The organism is Mucilaginibacter litoreus, assembly GCF_042676805.1.
GTDB classification, from domain to species: Bacteria; Bacteroidota; Bacteroidia; order Sphingobacteriales; family Sphingobacteriaceae; genus Mucilaginibacter; species Mucilaginibacter litoreus.
In genome coordinates, this window is record NZ_JBHTHZ010000005.1 from 723,349 (window position 1) to 741,449 (window position 18,101).

General features: G+C 40.7%; 16 protein-coding genes. 9 read left to right on the forward strand and 7 right to left on the reverse strand.

Annotation, left to right across the window (positions count from 1 at the left end):
- The first annotated feature begins 21 nt into the window (after positions 1-21).
- Both ACFQZX_RS11265 and ACFQZX_RS11270 read left to right on the forward strand, forming a co-directional pair.
- A complete protein-coding gene (locus tag ACFQZX_RS11265; protein ID WP_377115156.1) occupies positions 22-1,575 on the forward strand; it encodes an FAD-dependent oxidoreductase in 1,554 nt (517 codons plus the stop codon).
- 15 nt (positions 1,576-1,590) lie between these two features.
- Positions 1,591-2,532 carry an MBL fold metallo-hydrolase gene (locus ACFQZX_RS11270; RefSeq protein ID WP_377115158.1) on the forward strand — a complete coding sequence of 314 codons (942 nt, stop codon included), beginning with the start codon at positions 1,591-1,593 and terminating at the stop codon, positions 2,530-2,532.
- Positions 2,533-2,570: 38 nt separating this feature from the next.
- On the opposite strand, the gene ACFQZX_RS11275 is transcribed toward ACFQZX_RS11270, so the two are convergent.
- Positions 2,571-4,205: a carboxylesterase/lipase family protein gene (locus ACFQZX_RS11275; RefSeq protein ID WP_377115160.1), complete on the reverse strand. Its 1,635-nt coding sequence runs from the start codon at positions 4,203-4,205 to the stop codon at positions 2,571-2,573.
- 109 nt (positions 4,206-4,314) lie between these two features.
- Between ACFQZX_RS11275 and ACFQZX_RS11280 the strand changes: the two genes are divergently transcribed.
- Both ACFQZX_RS11280 and ACFQZX_RS11285 read left to right on the forward strand, forming a co-directional pair.
- On the forward strand, positions 4,315-4,593 hold the full coding sequence (locus tag ACFQZX_RS11280; RefSeq protein ID WP_377115162.1) for a SelT/SelW/SelH family protein: 279 nt from the start codon (positions 4,315-4,317) through the stop codon (positions 4,591-4,593).
- Between the two features lie 65 nt (positions 4,594-4,658).
- Positions 4,659-5,096, forward strand: a complete 438-nt coding sequence (locus tag ACFQZX_RS11285; protein ID WP_377115164.1) for an RrF2 family transcriptional regulator — start codon at positions 4,659-4,661, stop codon at positions 5,094-5,096.
- A 25-nt stretch (positions 5,097-5,121) separates the two neighbouring features.
- Here the strand turns inward: ACFQZX_RS11285 and ACFQZX_RS11290 are convergent, their stop codons facing one another.
- A complete protein-coding gene (locus ACFQZX_RS11290) occupies positions 5,122-6,630 on the reverse strand; it encodes a tetratricopeptide repeat protein (RefSeq protein WP_377115166.1) in 1,509 nt (502 codons plus the stop codon).
- Between the two features lie 149 nt (positions 6,631-6,779).
- On the opposite strand from ACFQZX_RS11290, the gene ACFQZX_RS11295 reads away from it, so the two are divergent.
- Complete coding sequence (locus tag ACFQZX_RS11295) at positions 6,780-7,070, forward strand: hypothetical protein (protein ID WP_377115168.1); 291 nt, start codon at positions 6,780-6,782, stop codon at positions 7,068-7,070.
- Between the two features lie 38 nt (positions 7,071-7,108).
- Here ACFQZX_RS11295 and ACFQZX_RS11300 read toward each other — a convergent pair whose 3' ends face one another.
- On the reverse strand, positions 7,109-7,828 hold the full coding sequence (locus tag ACFQZX_RS11300) for an RluA family pseudouridine synthase (RefSeq protein ID WP_377115170.1): 720 nt from the start codon (positions 7,826-7,828) through the stop codon (positions 7,109-7,111).
- Positions 7,829-7,951: 123 nt separating this feature from the next.
- On the opposite strand from ACFQZX_RS11300, the gene ACFQZX_RS11305 reads away from it, so the two are divergent.
- Positions 7,952-8,317 (forward strand): hypothetical protein, encoded by a 366-nt coding sequence (locus ACFQZX_RS11305; protein WP_377115172.1) that lies wholly within the window; start codon positions 7,952-7,954, stop codon positions 8,315-8,317.
- Positions 8,318-8,346: 29 nt separating this feature from the next.
- Here the strand turns inward: ACFQZX_RS11305 and ACFQZX_RS11310 are convergent, their stop codons facing one another.
- The 3 genes from ACFQZX_RS11310 to gatB form a co-directional block, all read right to left on the reverse strand.
- Positions 8,347-9,033, reverse strand: a complete 687-nt coding sequence (locus tag ACFQZX_RS11310; RefSeq protein ID WP_377115175.1) for a response regulator transcription factor — start codon at positions 9,031-9,033, stop codon at positions 8,347-8,349.
- Between the two features lie 102 nt (positions 9,034-9,135).
- Positions 9,136-10,245 carry a redoxin domain-containing protein gene (locus tag ACFQZX_RS11315; RefSeq protein ID WP_377115178.1) on the reverse strand — a complete coding sequence of 370 codons (1,110 nt, stop codon included), beginning with the start codon at positions 10,243-10,245 and terminating at the stop codon, positions 9,136-9,138.
- Between the two features lie 4 nt (positions 10,246-10,249).
- Positions 10,250-11,719, reverse strand: coding sequence for an Asp-tRNA(Asn)/Glu-tRNA(Gln) amidotransferase subunit GatB (gene gatB, locus ACFQZX_RS11320; protein ID WP_377115180.1), 1,470 nt, complete (start codon positions 11,717-11,719; stop codon positions 10,250-10,252).
- A 178-nt stretch (positions 11,720-11,897) separates the two neighbouring features.
- Here gatB and ACFQZX_RS11325 point away from each other — a divergent pair, with 178 nt between their 5' ends.
- Positions 11,898-12,533: a hypothetical protein gene (locus ACFQZX_RS11325; RefSeq protein WP_377115183.1), complete on the forward strand. Its 636-nt coding sequence runs from the start codon at positions 11,898-11,900 to the stop codon at positions 12,531-12,533.
- A gap of 56 nt (positions 12,534-12,589) precedes the next feature.
- On the opposite strand, the gene alaS is transcribed toward ACFQZX_RS11325, so the two are convergent.
- Positions 12,590-15,478, reverse strand: a complete 2,889-nt coding sequence (gene alaS / locus ACFQZX_RS11330) for an alanine--tRNA ligase (protein WP_377115186.1) — start codon at positions 15,476-15,478, stop codon at positions 12,590-12,592.
- Between the two features lie 119 nt (positions 15,479-15,597).
- Here alaS and ACFQZX_RS11335 point away from each other — a divergent pair, with 119 nt between their 5' ends.
- The gene (locus ACFQZX_RS11335) at positions 15,598-15,933 is read left to right on the forward strand and encodes a MerR family transcriptional regulator (RefSeq protein ID WP_377115189.1); all 336 of its coding nucleotides are present in this window, start codon (positions 15,598-15,600) and stop codon (positions 15,931-15,933) included.
- Positions 15,934-15,982: 49 nt separating this feature from the next.
- The gene (locus tag ACFQZX_RS11340; protein WP_377115192.1) at positions 15,983-18,055 is read left to right on the forward strand and encodes a ComEC/Rec2 family competence protein; all 2,073 of its coding nucleotides are present in this window, start codon (positions 15,983-15,985) and stop codon (positions 18,053-18,055) included.
- The last annotated feature ends 46 nt before the right edge of the window (positions 18,056-18,101 follow it).

Sequence of the window (18,101 nt, forward strand, 5' to 3'; positions counted from 1 at the left end):
GCTTTTTATTTACCTGTATCTATGGAAAACAATACACTTAACCGCGATCAACCGCTCAGAGACGGACAAAACATAAGTCCGTGGCAAAAGGGAGAATTTTTTCTTGATAACGCTGCTGACATATTTGCCCCGGGTACATTATATGATACCCTTATTGTTGGTGGTGGTATAACCGGTTTAACTACGGCCCTTTTATTACAAACCCAGGGAAGGCAAACCATTTTAGCCGAAGCTCGAAACATTGGTTTTGGTACCACAGGCGGCACAACCGCTCACTTAAACACTTTTTTTGATGCTACTTATGCCGATGCAGAAAGCGATTTCAGTCAAGAGGCGGCGCGGTTGCTTGCAAGCTGTGGCAAAGAGGCTTTTGCATTGATCGATTCGTTAGCCAAGCAATTTAGTATCAATTGCGATCTTGAATATAAAGATGGTTATCTGTATGCCGAAACCCAAGAAGAGGCGAAGGTGCTTCAAGAAATTTTCGATGCATCAAAACGCGCCGGTGTAGAAGTTGAAGAAGCCGATACCAACGGCGTTAAAGTGCCATTCGTAAAAAGCATTGTATTTAAAAAACAAGGGCAGTTCCATCCGCTTAAGTATATTTTTGGCTTAGCACAGGCCTTTGTTGAAGCAGGTGGAGTAATATTGGAAAACACTTTTATAAAAGAAGCCGACTTTCAGGATGAGGTACACACCGTAAAGGCAGATAAAGTAATCATCAAAGCAAAAAACCTTGTTTATGCTACACATATCTCGCCCGGTCTGGACATACTTGATATAAGGAATGCACCTTACCGGAGTTATGTATTAGGCTTGCGTTTAAAAAATGAAGCTGACTATCCTCAGCACCTATCGTACGATTCAAAAGACCCCTATCATTATTACCGAACGCACGAAATTGAAGGAAAAAAATATTTGATATTAGGCGGAGAAGATCATAAAACCGGCCATGAAGATCCTGAAGCTGCGTTCAAGGCCCTTGAGGAATACGCACGTAAATATTATGATATAGATGCAGTGGCTTTTAAATGGTCATCTCAATATTATTCGCCAAGCGATCAGCTACCTTACATAGGGGAATTACCTGGTGGAGCTGACAATACCTATGTTGCCATCGGATATAACGGTAACGGAATGATGTTCGGTACTATATCGGGAAAAATCATTAGTGATATGATAATTGGTAAGCAGAGCCCATATCAAAAGCTGTTTAGCCCATCGCGTATCAAACCTGTCGCTGGCTTTACAGAGTTTGTAAAAGAAAACGCCGATGTAGCTTACCGCTTTATTGCAGACAGGTTCAGCGCTGATAAAATTGAATCTTTAAAAGAGCTTGCACCCGGCACAGGTACTATAGTAAAATATGAAGGGGACAAACTCGCGGTTTACAAAGACGATGCAGGCAATATAACAGCGCTTAGCCCAACATGTACCCATGCCGGCTGTATAGTAAATTTCAATGCTGCCGAGAAAAGCTGGGATTGCCCATGCCATGGCGGCCGTTATGATATTAATGGCAAGGTGATAACCGGCCCACCTCGCCGCGACCTTCAAAATATAGCAATACAATAATTCATACTTAAAATTATGACGAATCGCTTTAAAACGGACCATCAGGAAGATGAAAGCTACATCGAGGTGGCGGAAGGTGTTTGGGGATTGAAGACACTGTTTGTAAACCTGTATGTAATAGCGATCAATAAAAACGATTGGGTATTGTTAGATACCGGGTTAAAAGGTTATGCTGCACATATCAAAAGCATGGCAAATGATCTATTCGGAAACATTCCACCAAAAGCTATTATATTAACCCATGGGCACTTTGATCATACAGGTAATATTGTTGAACTGCTGGAAACATGGGATGTACCTGTATTTGCGCATCAGTTGGAAAAGCCTTACTTAAACGGAACATCATCTTACCCACCACCAGACCCTACCGTTGGTGGAGGTTTGATGAGCCTGATGTCTGTTGTGTATCCACGCAAACCTATTAACCTGGGTGATAATTTGCGAATTTTGCAAAATGATAGCCATCTGCCTTTTTTACCGGATTGGGAATTTATACATACGCCAGGGCACTCTCCCGGCCATATCTCACTCTTCAGGCAAAAAGACAGATTGCTGATAGCCGGGGATGCATTTGTAACCACAAAACAAGAGTCGGCATTCTCTGTAGCTACACAAGCCCGTATATTATCAGGGCCACCTAAGTATTTTACTTATAACTGGCCGGTTGCTAAAATATCTGTTAAAAAGTTGGTTAACCTTCATCCTAAAATTGCTGCTACCGGCCATGGCAAACCCATGCAGGGAGAGGAACTCATCAACGGTCTGAATTACCTGTCAGAAAATTTTGAGAAAGTGGCTATACCCACCAGTGGCAGGTATGTTAACCGCCCTGCCAAAACAGGTAAACGCGGGCTTCTTTACGTCCCGCCAAAACCGGTGAACAGAGCAGCTATTGCATCGCTCATAGCAGTTACCGGGCTGATCATATTTGCGTTGGTAAGATTGTATAAACAATAATTAAAATAAGAAGGGCCGCTAATACGGCCCTTCTTATTTTAATTATTGTAATCTTCATCTAAAAACAGGTATCTCGACCTTAATTGACCGCTTTCTTTTTGGGGAGTTGTCTTAACATCAATATTGATAAAAGACACCTGACCTCCCTTAACATTAGGGCTCCATTTAGGTAAACCGGCGCCATTAGGATTACCGGTTTTAATAAAATTGGCAAAATAACTTTCCATCGTTTCAGATACCTTATAATCATCGGCTGTCCAGGCGTAAGTGGTATTGCCTGCCAGGTTACCCATTGCATATTCAATTTCTGAAGCATGCGCTGCGCCTGCATAGGCTTCGGGTTGTTTATTGGCTGCAGGCTTAGTGTTATTTTCATCTTTTATCACTCCTCCGGCTAATCCCGCTTTAGCATTACCCATCGCAGCTGTCATTGGTGGGCGGGGCCTGGAAAACAGATACCGATATACGGGCTTACCAGCGGTCTGGGCATGTGCGTCGGCCCATTTCCAGGTGCTATAAGAGATAAATCTATCGCTGGCCAACTCAGTGGCAGATCTGATAACTTCTTCCTGAGTATTACCCGGGTATAGCTTTAAAACCCTTTCGGCTTTATCTCCATAAAGTGACTTTACTTTTTTAACATAATTTTCAGGGGTAGGCGCGTCGCCCCACATCACTGCCTGATAAGGTATCTCGGCAGAGTTCCACCCTACCAGCAAAGGCACTTTCGCCTGTTCGCCGGCTGTAAAGGACTCTATAGGTGATTTGGTCAGGAAATAACCATCTATAGTTGCTGATGACATGGAAGGCATTCCTTGTTTAGAAGCTATATCCAGCAATTCGTTTGCCGGTATAGCTCTTAATTCTGCTAACGACTTCGCTCCTGCTTTTTCTGCAAACTTCAAACCATTGCTTTCGCCTTCGCTTAAAGGCAACGCTGGTAAAGTTGGTTTTATCATAGCGCCGCTTTCTCCTATCGCCCCTGCTATCAGATCTTTTGATAAGGGAGAAACCATTTGCGCTGAAACTGCTATCGAGCCTGCCGATTCGCCGGCAATTGTAACTCGTTTTGGATCGCCACCAAAGGCAGCTATATTTTGCTGTACCCAGCGCAGCGCGGCATTCTGATCAAGCAAACCATAATTTCCTGATGAATGATGAACAGACTCTTTGGTGAGCTCAGGATGCGACAGGAACCCAAATACACCTAAACGATAGTTAACGGTTAAAGCAATGATGCCACGTTTTGCCATACTTTCACCATCATAACGGCTTTCAGAACCATCGCCGGCCACAAAGCCTCCACCATAAAAGTACACTAATACCGGTAATTTTTCTTTAGATGGCTTTTCAGGCACCCATACGTTTAAATACAAGCAATCTTCGCTCATACCAGCCGAGCGAAACCCCATATCACCAAAAACCTTTTTTTGCATGCCATTATAGCCAAATGCATCACATTTACGTACACCTGTCCAGTTGTTAACCGGCTGTGGCTCTTTCCACCGTAATTCGCCAATTGGGGGCTGTGCAAAAGGTATCCCTTTAAAACTCGTAACTCCAGACTTTTCAGTTACTCCCTCAACCATCCCATTTACTGTTTTTATCTGCATTTGTGCAAACGCGGCCACGCCGATGATTTGAAGCACTAAAAAAAAGGCTAATTTTTTCATCTTTTAATTCTATAATTGATTGCTAATCGCGATGAAAATTAATAAAAAATAGTTTACCATTCAATTATTATGTCTAAAAGACACAATGATTATTTAAAGATATATCTTTATGAAACCCACTATTGCCATTGAATATTGCCCAAAATGTAACTGGATGCTTCGTGCCGCTTATATGGCACAGGAAGTGCTGACAACATTTACTAATGAACTGCATGGCGTTTTACTGATACCCAGCGAAATTGCAGGGCGGTACAACATCAGTATAAATGAGAGAGTGATTTTCGACAGGAAGGAACAAGGCCGTTTCCCGGAAATTAAAGAGCTGAAACAATTGGTAAGAGATGCTGTCGCGCCTGGAAAAAGCCTTGGCCATTCAGACGGCCACTAATTAATACTATGTTTGCATATTGATGTGAAGCTTTGTTTGTGTACATTTGTAGCGTATATTTATAAATGCTATCCAAAAAAACTAAATACGCTATAAAGGCACTGGTTGTCATGGGTAAGAACATGGACAAACCACCTATGCAAATCTCTAAGATTGCTGAACTTGAACGGATACCTAAAAAGTTTTTGGAGCAAATACTGCTCGATTTACGTAATGCGGGTTATTTGTATAGTAAAAAAGGTGCGGGCGGCGGCTACAGCCTTAACAAAGATCCTAAAGATATTTACCTGGTAAGCATCATGCGTATTACTGATGGACCTATTGCCATGGTTCCATGCGCCAGCTTAAATTTTTATCATCGTTGCGATGAATGCCATCAGGAGCATACCTGTGGTATACGCGATGTGTTTATTGATGTGCGGGATGCTACTTTAAAAATCCTTTCAGAAACCAGCATTGCCAATATCATTGAACGCGAGAATTCGTTAGTAGTAAAATTATAGCAGGGTATAGATTCCTGAATAATTATTATTCGTTAAGCTTTTCTGATATATTTTTGATGGATTCATCAAGCAGCGAAGCCGATTGTTGCAAGTATTCCTCTATCTGCCTGTATTCCTCAACCTTGTTATCACTGTGTTTAAGAATATCTATTATGCCTAATATATTTGTAAGGTGTTTGCGTACCTCATGAGAGTTTATAAAGGCAAGCTCCTCTTTCTTGGCTTCAAATAAAAGCTTTTCATAGTGCCTTTTCTGCTTTACGTTTCTGTAAAACAAACCTATTGCCACTAAGCTGAGCGTCGAAACAGATACGATAAATAATAACCATAACCGTTCTTTCTTATATATAGCTGTTTTTTCAAGAAAAGAGCTTTCCGTTTCATCCAGTTTTATTTGCGACGAGATATTCCCAACCTGTGATAAACGTATATTATTAGCCTGCGATTGCTTAAGCGCCAGCATAAAATTATAGGCCGATGCTTTATAATCACCTTCTTTTTCGGCTATCCGGGCCAGTGTTTCATATAAATGATACTTTATTTCAGGGTGATTGCTTTCCCCTTCGGCCAAAAGCAATTTATTGATCACAGCCCTTGCCGAATCAAGTTGTTTATTTTGATAAAAGGCATCGGCAAGATGTTGATCCTCAAGTTCGCTTGGAGCATAGTCCTTACTTTTTTGTAAAGCTTTAATCTGCTGAATAGCGGTAGCATAATTATGCTGAAGAAGGCTTATGTAATATTCTGTACGTTTGCGGTAAGTATATAATTTGTAATTGGTAGCTCCTGGTTCGTTAAGCCTGTTATGATAAGCCTTTACCGAATCAAGATTATTCATTCTGAAATAGTTTTCAGACTTGTTATAAAATATTACACTGGATAAGAGCCGTTTGCTGGTAGTATCATTATCCAACAGTGCCCATGCTTTATCCAGATAGGCTAATGATTGCGAATAAAACCCGGTTTTATAGAAAAGATCAGAAATATTTATGTTTAAAGATGACTCGCGACGGTTATCTGTAAATTTATCTCTTAGTTTACGCACTTCAATTGTTGCAAGGCGGTAGTTATAAATAGCACCAATATAATCGCCCTTATCTGTTTGTACGAATCCCAAATGACTAAGCATCTGAAACATCAGATAATCCTGATTGTTCTTGCCCGCAATTTGTACAGCCTTTGCCATATAAGCTTCGGCCTGTTTCAGATCGTGCAGCTTATTAAAAGCAACGCCTTTTATAAAAATTAAAAAAATATCTTTATTAGGCAGGTTATATTTTGAAAAAAAACCACTTAAAGTGTCCTCTACAGCTTGCAGCTTGTCATTCTCTGAGGCTTGTATGCAACTTTTGCTAAAAGATATCAATCGTTTCTCGCGCTGAAAATCATCAGTCTGGGTAAGTATACTGATCAAAGTATCCTTATTAATACCTACTTGTTCATGCTGAATAGCAGGCACTTGCCGCATTTCCGCACGCACAGTCTGAAGCATTAAAAAGGGGAAAACAAACGCGATAGTTAGGCTTTTAAGCATTCACTATATTTTTTACTAAATCTACGCTTGCCTTTGATAAAAACAAAAAAATATTTTAGAGCAAACATTTATAATCTTTTATCCGTATTATTGCATATAACTAATATTTTGTATCTTTGTATCAAACTCTACAATAAGAACCTGTATATATGAAAAAAGTTTTTTACCTTTTATTATCTGTAGTGGCTATAAGCATTTATTCTTGCCAAAAAGAGAACACTGCTCCAAGCCTTAAAGGCATTAGTGCTATAAAAAAAGATACTACGCCTCCTGACTTTTTAAAATCGGCTCCTTCAACTTCTAAAAAGGATACTACTCCGCCGGACTTTAGAAAGGCAACTGCTACGAAATCTAAAAAAGATACTACTCCTCCGGACTTTTTGAAATCAGCTCCATCTACTTCAAAAAAGGATACCACCCCGCCGGACTTTAGAAAATAATATTAAGAAGCCTTGCTAAAATTAGCAAGGCTTTTTTTTTAACTGTCAAACTTTTCAAGCAGTTTCAGCAAAGTTTCGAAATCCTTTGGGTAAGGGGCATTTATCGTAATTTCCGTACCCGATGGCAATGTGAAACTTAACTGGTAAGCATGCAAGGCGAACCGCTTTATAACAGGTAACTCTTCCTGGTCTTTTCCAAGCGTATATTTACGCTTTAACTTAGATAAGTATACCGGCTGGCCTTTATACATCTCATCGCCCGCTATAGAAGCACGTTGCGTAGCTAAATGTATGCGTATCTGATGCATACGGCCAGTAACAGGCCTGCATTCAACCAGTGTATAGTGTTTAAAATACTTTAAGGACTGGAACCATGTTTCTGCACGCTTACCGTCCTGGCGACTTATGGTTACACTGCTTTTGCCAACGTTTAAGATTGGAAGATCGACCTGTAAATTTTCAAATACGTGCGTGCCATCGATAACGGCATGATAAACCTTTTTTACCCTGCGTTTTTCAAACTGAATGGATATATTACGGTAAGCTTCGGGGTTTTTAGCTATGATCAGGGCACCGGATGTTTCTTTATCTAACCGGTGGCATATTTGTGCATCTTCACTGTACTGTTTAGCAAGGCGAAGCATATTAATTTCTCCCCCTTCACGCTCATCAAGTGATGCTACAAAAGGCGGCTTATTTACCACAATTACGTCTTCATCCTCAAACAGTATAAGATCTGCAAATTTTGGAAACTTCATAAGCTACAAACTTACGGTTAATTCATCAAACCGCCCAAAAGCACGGATACTCATCCAAAACAAAAAAAGTTACCGCATGTTGGTTATAAACCCTATCTGTTAATTTACCCTAAAAAATACATCATGAGCACAAATAAAACCCAGCCTGATAAAAAGGGCTTTCTGGAAAGCATAAAAGAAACCATAGAAGAATTTTGGGATGGACCTAAACAAGATACAGCTTCAAATGTAAGGCCCCAGAATGAAGCGCAAACATCGGCATCAAAAAATTCAGTAGATGATACAAAAAATAAGGTCACAGAAAAGATAAAGACCGAATCTGCCGCCATTAAGAAAAATACATTGGATAGCGCGGCCCAGGTAGCTAAACAAACCGAAGCAATTAAGGCAAAAGCCCGGCAAACACCGGATTCTGGAAAATCAGCCGCTTCCGCTGCAACGAAAAAGGCAGCGAATAAAAGCAATAAACCTGCTAAAGGTAAATCTTAAAAGAAAAAGCCCCGTTTGGGGCTTTTTCTTTATGCTTCAAATTTATATCCTACACCTTTTACGGTAGCGACACAATCGTCACCAAGTTTTTCGCGTAGTTTACGCACATGCACATCAATGGTACGGTTAGTAACCACTACCGAGTCTTCCCAAATATTTTTCAGGATTACCTCGCGTGTATAAACTTTACCCGGTTTAGATGCTAATAGGTAAAGCAATTCAAATTCCTTTTTAGCTAAAACCACTTTCTCACCCTTTTTATAAACAAGGTAAGCTTCACGGTCTATCACAAGGTCGCCTATTTCCAGTTTGTTATCGGTCACCTCTTCGGGTGGCGCATTCCGTCGAAGTATTGCATTAATGCGGCTAACCAGCGCACGTGGCTTTATTGGTTTGGCTATGTAGTCATCAGCGCCAACGTTAAAACCTGCTATTTCAGAGTATTCTTCGCTACGGGCAGTTAAAAACACCATGAAAGTGTTTTTAAACTCGGGCATAGTACGCATTATACGGCAGGCCTCAATGCCATCCATTTTAGGCATCATGATATCCAACACGATAAGATCAGGTTGAGTACGTTTAGCCTCTGCTACAGCCTCTTGCCCGTTACGTGCTGAGTATACCTGATAACCTTCTTTTTTAAGATTATATTCTATCAGCTCTAAAATATCCGGTTCGTCGTCAACAATTAATATTTTCTGTTTGCCTGAACTCATGTTTAATTTTTTGCTATAAAAGTATAACCTTAATTAAAGATAATAGTTAAATATGTGTTAACAAATTGTTAAGCACAACCATGAGTTAATATTATGTTCAGGCTATTTGAATGTTTTCTTTAAAAAATCTTCAAGATCGGCCCCTGTTATGTTTTTAGCCACTATAACACCCTGAGGATCAATTATAAAATTAGAAGGAATAGCATTGATCTGATATAAACGCTCTGTAGGGCCATCAAAGCGTTGCAGATCTGACCCATGCGACCAGGTGAGCCCATCTGCATTAATTGCTTTTTGCCAATCGGCTTTTTCGGTATCAAGAGATATACCAAGAATATTGAAGCCTTTATCCTTATACAGGCTGTACTGTTTAACTACGTTAGGATTTTCCTGACGGCAGGGCACACACCACGATGCCCAAAAATCAAGCATTACATACTTTCCTTTATAATCAGACAACGCGATTTGTTTACCATCTATTCCGGCAATTTTAAATTCGGGAGCTTTATGCCCTACAGAAATGGGTTTTACAGCTTCCATCTGTTTAAGGAAAGCCTGTACAGCCGGATTATCCTTAAAGTCATCTTTTATCTCATCTGCATAAGCAACCAATTGCTGCTCATATTTATACTGGTCTAACGAAGTTGCTGCATAGAAACCAGCCAACGATTTTTTGTTGTCATTCACAAATTTCAGTACTTCATTGCTGTAATCGGCAATGTTTTTCTGAAATTGCGGCATATAAACCTTTACCAACGAATCAGACTCTTTACCAAGCGCCTGCGATTTGGCGGCATACTCGTCAGACAGCTTGCTGTTCTTATCCCCATAAAGATTGCTGATCTTATTGAACTCCCTTATCTTTTCAGAGGTTTCAGAACCGCTGATATCGTATCCATGACTAACATCAGCTATATCAGTTTTAAACTTAATATCATCTCCATTTTGAGCTATAATGTCAAATATACTGCTGCCGATGCGCAGTTTATAAAGGTTTGCGTAAGGGGTACTGTGTTTAAACTGAAAAGCATTTCCGTTAAGCGCTACAGAATCAATAATATTGACCTGTGTACTATCGGCCATGAGCAGATAAACCTTTTTGACGCTGCCCGCATTTTCAACCGTACCGCTGATGGTAAAGTCCTTACTGTCTTTGCACGATACTATGAACAATGCAGTTGCAAGGGTTATGCCCTTAAATATATTTTTCATACTGTTATTTAGATTCTAATTCTTTTATTAAAAGCTGGTTGGTTTTTTTAGGATCGATCTTGCCTTTGGATATTTTCATGATCTCGCCCATAAATAATCCCAAAACGCCCTTTTTACCTTTTTGGTATTCCTTTACCTTATCCGGATATTTTGATACCGCAGCTTTAATGAAAGCTTCTACATCATCACTATCCGTATTAATTAGTAAGTTAAGCTCTGTCGCCAGTTGGATGGCTGTTTTGCCATTTCCATTCAGCATACCCGGAAACAGTTTTTGAGCAGCTACTGAATTATTTACTTTACCCTGATCCACCAATTCTATCAGCCCTGCCAAATCCTGAGGCGATAGCGGCATATCACTTAGCTGGATATGATTATCATTCACATAAGAACGTACCGGCCCCATAAGCCAGTTAGCGGCTGATTTATAATTATTTGTATATGTAATCAGCTTTTCAAAATATATTGAAAATTCCTTGTCGGCTGTAATTACACCTGCATCGTATTCGGACAAGCCAAGTATTTTGGTGTACCTTTCAAATAACTGGTTTGGCAGCGCTGGCATAGCTCTGCGGATTTCTTCAATTTGCTCATCAGTAAGTTGTATGGGCAACAGATCAGGCTCCGGGAAATAGCGGTAATCGTTAGCCATTTCTTTTGAGCGCAGCACTGATGTTTCGCCGGTATTGGCATCAAAATTTAGCGTATTCTGATCGATGTGGCCGCCTGCTTCAATTACCACTACCTGCCGCTCAAATTCATGCTCTATGGCGCGCTGTACGTTACGTATCGAGTTCAGGTTCTTCACTTCGCAACGGTTGCCGTATTGAGTGGCACCTCTTAACCTTACCGAGATATTGGCATCGCAGCGCATACTGCCTTCCTCCATGTTACCGTCGCAAATTTCAAGGTAACGCAACAGGCGGCGTATTTCTGTTAAAAACTGCCCCGCCTCTTCGGCGCTTCGTATATCGGGCTGGGATACGATCTCAAGCAGCGGCACTCCTGCCCTGTTCAGGTCGATCAGCGAAAAATCGTCATGCTGATCGTGGGAGCTTTTACCTGCATCATCTTCCATATGGATATGATGGATGGCAATGTTCTTTGCCGATCCGTCGGCAAGTTTTACGGGCACATAACCACCCAGACATATAGGCTGCTGATCCTGCGTTGTCTGGAAACCCTTGGGCAGATCAGCATAAAAGTAATTTTTACGGGCAAACGTGTTATTCAGGTTGATGGTGCAGTTACAGGCAAGCCCCATTTTTACCGCATACTCAACCATTCGCTTATTGATGCGTGGCAAGGTGCCGGGATGCCCTAAAGAAATAGCGCTCACATGCTGGTTAGGCCCGGCACCATAAGCTGCCGAATCTGACGAAAATGCCTTGCTTGATGTAGATAACTGCGCGTGTACTTCTAAACCAACAACTAATTCGTACTTCTCCTTCACGCCCTCTTTCAGAACTGTCATATTTACCTGTTTTCAGCTGTGCCCAGCTTTGTCTATCCTGCCAAATATAATTGAATTTATATTTTTTGGATGCTTTTTTTCAAATGTATACAACCGTTACAAACATTTTTTTAAACCTTTTATTTATAGGGATGTCCATTATTTAAAATTACCGTACAGATAACCTACTACTGATACTATGAAAAAAACAGTTTTTAAAACACTTGCCGTGATACTGATTCTTGGATCTTCGGCATTACAAACTAAAGCCCAGGTAAGTGTAAATCTTAATATAGGCACCTGGAACCCACCTGCAGAATATGCTGATGCCAGTTACTATTACCTGCCTGATGTAAATAGCTACTATTACGTACCTACACATCAGTATATCTATTTAAACGGAAATAATTGGGTTTGGCGTAATACCCTGCCCGCAAGATACAGCTATTATAACATCAATGATGGTTATAAAGTGGCCGTATACAGGCCCCATCCCTACCGGTATTATTATAGCGACCGTACACGCTACGCCCGTTACCGCGGTGTTAAACATGTAATTGTACGAGATAGATATTACCGGCCACGCGCAAGAGTGGTAAACCGGGTTCATTATGTTGGCCGGCCAAGAAATGTATACCACACAAAGTATGTGAACAGGAGACCACGAGTGATAAACCGTACCAGGGTGGTTAATCGTCCTCATAAAACTATTGTACATCGTACCAGGGTGGTCAACAGACCAGCACATCACGCCCGAGTAATTAAACACACTAAAATTGTAAGGCCAACCCATCATAACGGAGGCAATCACGGGCATGGCAGAGGCCATCATTAAAATAACAAGGCCGCTTTTTATAAAAGCGGCCTTGTTATTTTAGATTATCTTATTAGCTACTGTAAAAAGTTTTTGGCCTTTGCCAGGGCATTATCTAAGCCGCTAATATCGCTGCCACCTGCGGTAGCATAAAACGGCTGACCGCCGCCGCCGCCTTTTACTTCCTTAGCAAGCTCTTTAACAATATTGCCTGCATGTAAGCCCTTTTCTTTTACCAGGTTATCAGCTATCATTACGGTGATATTTGGTTTACCGTTAAGTTCTGCAGCAAGTACCAGGAACAAATTAGGCACCACATCTTTGAGGTTATAAGCCAGGTTTTTGATCGCATCGGCGTTTGGAAGGGCTACCTTTTCGGCAATAAAGTTAACACCATTGATCTCCTGGGCTTTTTTCGCCAGTTCATCTTTTAAACCGGATGATTTTTCGAGTACAGATTTCTCTATCTCTTTTTTCAAACGGTTGTTTTCTTCCAGCAAGCTTTCCAGGCTTTTAGCAACATCTTTCGGGTTTTTAAGCAGCTCTTTTACCTGCTGCACCAGTTTGGTTTGCTCGATGATATAATTTTCTGCAGCTATTCCGGTAATTGCTTCTATACGCCGCACACCAGCTGCAACAGCACTTTCGGCTGTTATTTTAAAATAACCGATCTGGCCGGTAGCTTTAACGTGGGTACCACCGCAAAGCTCCTTGCTAAAATCATCGTCAAAAGTTATTACCCTTACATATTCGCCATATTTTTCGCCAAATAAAGCGGTAACGCCACTTTGGATAGCCTCGGCATAAACTACGCTGCGTTCTTCTTTCAGGGCTATGTTCTCACGGATCTTTTCGTTGACTATAGCCTCTATCTTTGCCAGTTCCTCATCAGTCACCTTGGCAAAGTGAGAGAAGTCGAAACGCAGATAATCGGCATTTACCAATGATCCTTTTTGATTTACATGCGTACCCAATACTTGTTTCATGGCAGCATGCAGTAAGTGTGTGGCACTATGGTTACCCTCGGTGCTGTGGCGTCGCTGCGCATCAACAATAGCTGTTAAAGCATCCTGCGGAGCAGTAGGCAGCTTATCTGTAAAGTGTACAATAAGCCCGTTCTCCTTTTTGGTATCAGTTACCTCGATGATTTCGCCATCCGGAAAGACCAGCTCTCCCTTATCGCCTACCTGGCCACCACTTTCGGCATAGAAAGGTGTTTTATCCAGCACAATCTGGTACTGTTCCTTACCCTTTGCTGTTACTTTGCGGTATTTAATAATATGGGCAACGGTTTCGGTTTCATCATAACCCGTAAACTCAACGTTATCGTCTTCTTTCAGCACGATCCAGTCGCCGGTATCAATAGCTGTGGCAGCGCGTGAACGGTTCTTTTGTATTTGCAGGTAATCATTAAATGAAACTTCATTTGCATCCAAACCATTTTCCTTTAATATTAGTTTGGTTAAATCAAATGGAAATCCATAAGTATCATAAAGCTCAAAAGCAATTTTTCCAGGTAAGGTTGTAGTTATATCATACAATGTATTAAAAGCCTTAGAATAATCAGTAATATCTTCTAAAGATCGCATTAAAATATCGAAATGAAAACTTATTAAAGGAGATTCTATTCTATTAGTTATATGATGTGCAAGGTTCATGACAACAGTATTCACATTACTTTGCCCATATTTGGATGTATTTGTAATACCAAATTCAAACCATGATTTACCTTTGTGCTCTAAAAGATAATTTTTAATTCGATTATGATATCTTATATGCTTATCTAATAAGCTAATACCTATTTCTAAGGTCCTTAAGAAAGATACCTCCTCCTCCAAAATCACCTTCTGCACAAAATCCTTTTGGTTCCAAAGTTCATCAAAAACGCCTTTAAACTGCTCTGCCAATAATGGCACCAGTTGATTAAAGAATGGTTCTTTAAAGCCAAGTGTCTGGTAGCTGTAACGTACCGCGCGGCGCAATATCCTCCGGATCACATAGCCCGCCTTATTGCTTGCAGGCAACTGCCCATCGGCAATGGCAAAGCTAATGGCACGGATATGATCGGCCAATACACGCATGGCAACGGCGTTGGCCCAGTCGGCTGCCCCACCCAAACCCTCCCCGGAAGGGAGGGCTTTGGAATTATATGTCTTTCCACTCTTTTCAGCAATGAATTGTATCATTGGCTGAAAGATATCAGTATCGTAATTAGATGTTTTGCCCTGTAATACCCGTACCAAACGCTCAAAGCCCATCCCGGTATCTACGTGTTTGGCCGGTAACGACTGCAGCGAACCGTCCTTCAGACGGTTAAACTGCATAAATACGTTATTCCAGATCTCAATAACATTCGGATCGTCGGCATTTACCAGTTCGGCTCCGGATTTCGCGGCTCTTTCCTCCTCGCTCCTTCCGTCAAAATGAATTTCCGAACATGGTCCGCAGGGACCGGTCTCGCCCATCTCCCAGAAATTATCCTTTTTGTTGCCGGGCAGAATATGACTTTCGTCTACATATTGCTTCCACAACTCGTAAGTTTCGGTGTCTTTTTCCAAGCCTTCCTTCTCGTCGCCTTCAAAGTAGGTTACATAAAGGCGGTCCTTCGGCAGCTTGTAAACTTCTGTGAGCAGTTCCCAGCTCCAGGCAATGGCTTCTTTTTTAAAGTAATCGCCAAAGCTCCAGTTGCCCAGCATTTCAAACATGGTATGGTGGTAGGTATCAATACCTACTTCTTCCAGGTCGTTATGCTTACCGCTTACGCGAAGGCAACGCTGAGTATCCGCTACGCGCGGCGCTTTGGCAGGCGCCTCACCCAGAAAAATATCTTTAAACTGGTTCATCCCGGCATTGGTGAACATCAGTGTGGGGTCGTTTTTTACAACAATAGGTGCGCTTGGCACAATCAAATGGCCTTTAGAAGCAAAAAAATCAAGAAAAGCCTTACGTATTTCGGTAGCGGTCATAGTGGTGCAAAGGTAAGTATTTGTCTGAACCTGAATTAACAGAATTTTTGAATTAACAGAATAGGCAAAATGGCATTTGAAATTCTAAATATCCGAATCAAATGATAAATTTGCATATTATGCCTTACAAAGAACGCGAGATCAGTAAAATGTACTATACGATGGGCGAGGTATCGGCCATGTTTGATGTTAACCAGTCGCTGATACGTTTTTACGAAAAGGAGTTTGATGTTTTATCGCCTAAAAAGAACAAAAAAGGTAACCGATACTTCACACCTGAGGATATTGAAAACCTGAAGATCATTTTCCATTTGATACGCGATAAAGGGTACACCCTGCAGGGCGCTAAAGACCACCTGAAAAATAACATGGGCAGCAGCAAGGATCATCAGCGGGTTATTGATTCACTTGAAAACCTTAAAAATTTTTTGCTGGAAGTACGCGACGAGTTGTAATCTGCCATTTGAAATCCTACTTTTATTTCGCTTAACCTTACCGTAATTAATGATAGCCGGGCACAAGGGCGAAATTCCTTTTTTAATACTTACCCTACCGTTTTTAACCGGCATTGCCTGTGCATTATGCCTTTTAAACAGTAACCCCAACTTTATTGCAACCCTTCTGATTGCTTTAACCACTCTCTTTATTGGTTTAAATTTAACCTATAACCATTTTAAGCTTCATAAGGTAAGATGGCTGGGCGGATTGCTGATTGTACCACTGCTGTTCCTTTTGGGCTGGTTGGTAACCCTTTTACACTACGAAAAACGAAATGATAATTACTTTACCAAACAGCGGTCAAACTATCTTGTGGTGAATATTTCTTCGGAGCCTGTTGTTAAAAATAACATGGTGCGATTTAATGCCGAGGTGGTTGGCAGCGTCAATCAGAAAAATGTTACTAAAACATCCGGCAATTTGCTCATCACTATAAAAGATGAGCGGGCATTGAATTTGTTTTATGGCCAACAGCTGCTGATCCCCTCAAAATACACCGAAGTTGAGCCGCCTTATAACCCCGGTGAATTTAATTACAAGGCTTACCTGGCTAACAAAAACATTTTCTACCAGTCCTTTTTGTATCCGGGCCAATACAAAGCAATTGATTACAATAAAGGTAACAGGCTAATTGCTTACGCTGTAAACCTGCGTCAGCAACTTGTTGCAAAACTTAAACGCAATATGCACGACAGCACGGCAATTGCCGTAGCTTCAACACTGATACTGGGATACAAAGCCGATTTAAGCAATGATGTATTGCAGGCCTACTCTAAAACCGGCACTATCCATATTTTGTCGGTTTCGGGCGGGCATGTCGCTATCATATACGGCTTGCTTATTTACATGCTAGCCTTTATGAATAATAAACGAAGTAAGCTTTTAAGATCTGTTATCATTATAACGCTTATATGGAGTTATGCCCTTTTAACCGGTTTTTCACCCGCAGTATGCCGTGCCGCCGCCATGATAAGTTTAGTTATTGCAGGCAAAACGTACAACCGGTATATTAATAATTTGAACCTGCTTGCAGCTTCGGCCTTTATACTTTTATTGCTCAATCCGTTTTTACTAAAGGATGTAGGCTTTCAGCTTTCTTACCTTGCTGTATTTGGCCTTGTAATTTTTCAGCCGGTAATTTATAAGCAATTGCTATTTAAAAATTACATGGCTAATAAGCTCTGGCTTTTCTGCTCGGTATCAATTGCCGCGCAATTGATAACTTTTCCTCTTAGCGCTTACTATTTTCACCAATTTCCGGTTTATTTTTTAGTGAGTAACCTGCTGATCATCTTACCAGTAACTATTGTTATGTATGCAGGCATTACCTTACTGCTATTGCCGCAAATTTCCTGGCTTTCTGCTGCACTTGGTTATGTAACTGAAAAAAGCATACTATCAATGAATAAGATGCTCGTGGTAATTGAAAGAAGCCCTTACGCCGGCATCAATAAAATATGGCTTACTCGTTTCGAACATCTGCTTTTATATGCCATTATCCTGTTTGGTATGTATTTTCTGTATCATAGAAAAATCAGGTGGATGTATGCCGCGTTGTTATGCATATTGCTGTTTGTAATAAGTATCGATGTAAAAAAGATTAAAACCGATAAAACAAATTCGGTAACCTTTCTGAGTTTACGGAAACATAAGGGCATAATTTTTAAAGCTGGTAACCGGGGACTTATACTAAGCGACCTGCCCTCAACAGACAAAAACTTTGCTTATTCCGTACAGCCATGCCTGGATAGCTTGCGCATCATCAGCTATAAGGTACTGCCCTTTTACGGTGATACATCTACCACTTACTTTGTAAAAAAGCATGGCATTGTATGGTTCAGAAATAAAAAGCTGCTTCTGTTAAACGATAGTAGCCATATAAAGTCTATACCCAAAACATTAGCTTTTAATGCTTTATATGTAAGTGACAACATGCATGTAAACGACAGTTTAGCCCGACATCAACAAATAATACTTGACGGCACCAACTCAGATACTTACATAAAAAATGTTATGAAACTCAACGTTAATAATATCATTCTAAAACGTAACAAATCATTAACCATATTATCTAACTAACAATAAATATTGAATTGCAAATAAAAATATTTGCACAACACTTAAA